Source organism: Frankia sp. AgKG'84/4 (assembly GCF_023242965.2).
Classification (GTDB): Bacteria; Actinomycetota; Actinomycetes; order Frankiales; family Frankiaceae; genus Frankia.
Window position 1 is genome coordinate 1 of record NZ_JALKFU020001220.1, and the last position, 2,485, is coordinate 2,485.

The window sequence follows — 2,485 nt, forward strand, 5'->3', positions numbered from 1 at the left end:
GTGTCGCGGTTCCAGATGCGGACGGTGCCGTCGTTGCCGCCGCTGATGATCTGCTGGCCGTCCGGGGTGACCGCCACCGACCGGACCGGGCCCGGATGGCCCCAGAACGGTCCGCGGTCCTGCGGCGGAACGGATCGGGAGGCCATACGCCCCAGTGTCCTCGCGGTGACGCGCCGCTCCGCGGCCGGTATCACGGCCGACGAGATCGGTGCGGGATCAGCCGGCTCCGATCGGCGTGGCCGTGAAGTGGCGCCCTCGGCAGGAGGACGGACTGACGCTTGAAGATCGCCAATCTGCTGGCGTGGTGATGGGATGAGGGCCCGCGGCGCGGTCACGGTCCCCGTACCTTTGGCGGACGCGCGAACGTGGATCTCGCCGAGAGCCGCTCGATTCCGCCATTGGCGGACCCGGGTCGTGGTGTTCGTCGTGGCGGAAGGTAGGGATCATGACGGTGGTGCAGTCCGCGGATCTGGTCGGTCTCGGACGGGCGGAGGATCTGCTGCAGGCCGTGGTGGCGGCCAATGATGCTGTGGGGCTCGCCGAGGTGCTGCACGACGATCTCGTCGCCCGCGGGCATGACGGTCTGCTCCACGGCAAGGCCGAGGACGTCGCGGGTTACGCCTCCGGTGCCTTCGCCGTGATCTCGTACGCCGAGCTGCGCCGGCACTGCCTGCTCCACGAGGTGACCGGCATCACCTTCGTCCGTGCCGCGATCAGCGCCCGCAGCAGCGGAGAAGAGGTCTCCGTCGTCATGGACTACACCCGTACCTGGGTCCACGACGACGGCCGCTGGCAGGTCATCGCGGCCCACCTCTCGCCTGTATCGGATTGACGAGGGGTAGTCGCGGGCGAGAGATGACGCCGCTTGTCGTGGCCGCGTGATGGCATCGTCGCGGACGAGAAGAACGGGTAACGCCCGGTGCTTCTCGGGTTCGGGAATCTGTGCGCCGACTGAAGGCGCTACCTGCGTCGACCAGCGGAATGTCTGGTTTGGGTTGGATTACTGTCTGTGCAATTCGAAGGCCGCCGGGCCGATTTCTTTCTGCTTCGTTGCTGGGCGACGTTGTGGTCGTGGAGTTCGCGGCTGATACTTCATCCGTTCGTCTGGTCTGGCGATCGGCCGTATGAAACGATGCCGAGGCGGGGGTCGGCCAAATGACGGAGAGGTGAAGTCCAGATGAGTGATATCACCAACCTGACCGTTCTTATTGACAGTGAGCCCGCGCCATCCGGCTGGACAAAGATCGACAAGGATCTGAACGCCGGGGCGGGCGGCGCCTATCTCTACTTCGCTTTCGAGCGGGGCTCCGGCCAGCCGATCACGAATGTCATCTTTCTGCTGAGCAAGGATGACTCCGCCCCGCCCACCTACACCCGCATCGACGTCGACCTGAACAAGGGCGCCGGCGGCGACTATATCTACGCCGCCTTCACCAAGGACCCCACGCAGGGAAGCCCGATCGCGGATCTGGACGTCATCCTCGGTGACAACGCCGGGATTCAGCCGCAATCCCCCTGGCGCCGCTACGACGTAGACCTGAACAAGGGTGCGGGCGGCAAGTACATCTACCTCGTCTACCGCAACGCCTGACCACCGTGCCCGGCGCGTCTGGTTGAGACAGGTCGGAGCCCGCGGTCGATCGCGCGGCGCGGGGCTCTGAGGGGAGGGTCCGGTCCACGTCGAAGGACGTGGACCGCCCGGAAAACGCTTGGACTGTCATTCTTCGTCCGGCTGTCACGTGGCGGCCTTGCGTGCCGGCTCGGCGTGCGGTGGCCACCCTGGGGTCGGATCGGCGCTTGAGAATGTTACAAAGGGTCATGGCGATGATGGCGCGCTGCGTCCGACTGATGGCGGGCGTCATACCCGTGGCTCTCGCGACCGTGGCCTGTGCCGGAGCCACCACCGGCGGGTGGGGTGGTGCCAGTGGCGGCACGGACGCGTCCGCGGACCCGGGTGCCGACACGGTGGTGGCGCTGCGGGTGGAGTCGGTTGGCGGTTTCGTGACGCCGACGATGCAGATCGGCCGGCTGCCGGTCGTCGCCGTCTACTCCGACGGCAGGGTGATCGACGTGGGCCCGCAGATCGCGATCTACCCGGGTCCGGCGCTGCCCAACGTCCAGCTCCGCCGGATCTCGACGGCGAGTGTGCGCAGACTCGTCAGCCGCGCGGCCACCGCCGGCATCGCCACCGAGCGGGACTTCGGCCAGCCACCCATCGCGGACGCCACGTCGACGAGGTTCACCATCCGGACCGCGAGCGGCGTCGGGACGGCGGAGGTGCCCGCGCTGCTCGAATCGGACGGCACCGGCCTGACCGCGCACCAGCGCGCGGCCCGGCAGGCGGCCCGGGACCTGTATGACGCGCTGACCGATCTGCCTGGCACGCTCGGCCGGGGAGCGGTGAGCGAATCGGCGGCGTACACGCCGACCGCGCTGGCGGCGATCGCCGCGCCGAAGATCGAGGAGCCCTGCGCGGCGCCGCCCG

General features: G+C 68.4%; 3 protein-coding genes and 1 pseudogene. 3 read left to right on the forward strand and 1 reads right to left on the reverse strand.

From position 1 onward, the window contains the following. Nucleotides 1–146: WD40 repeat domain-containing protein (locus MXD58_RS31485; RefSeq protein WP_374616801.1), on the reverse strand; the 146-nt coding region annotated here is incomplete at its 3' end. Between the two features lie 299 nt (nt 147–445). Between MXD58_RS31485 and MXD58_RS28950 the strand changes: the two genes are divergently transcribed. The 3 genes and pseudogenes from MXD58_RS28950 to MXD58_RS28960 form a co-directional block, all read left to right on the forward strand. After that, on the forward strand, nt 446–832 hold the full coding sequence (locus tag MXD58_RS28950) for a nuclear transport factor 2 family protein (RefSeq protein WP_248841226.1): 387 nt from the start codon (nt 446–448) through the stop codon (nt 830–832). 345 nt (nt 833–1,177) lie between these two features. Continuing rightward, nucleotides 1,178–1,591 carry a hypothetical protein gene (locus tag MXD58_RS28955; protein WP_248820779.1) on the forward strand — a complete coding sequence of 138 codons (414 nt, stop codon included), beginning with the start codon at nt 1,178–1,180 and terminating at the stop codon, nt 1,589–1,591. Between the two features lie 275 nt (nt 1,592–1,866). Then, nucleotides 1,867–2,485: pseudogene (locus MXD58_RS28960) on the forward strand (cold shock domain-containing protein); the annotation flags it as partial.

Bases quoted from the DNA above. Each gene is read 5' to 3' on its own strand.
- MXD58_RS28950 (WP_248841226.1), top strand. From the start codon at position 446: ATGACGGTGGTGCAGTCCGCGGATCTGGTCGGTCTCGGACGGGCGGAG.
- MXD58_RS28955 (WP_248820779.1), top strand. From the start codon at position 1,178: ATGAGTGATATCACCAACCTGACCGTTCTTATTGACAGTGAGCCCGCG.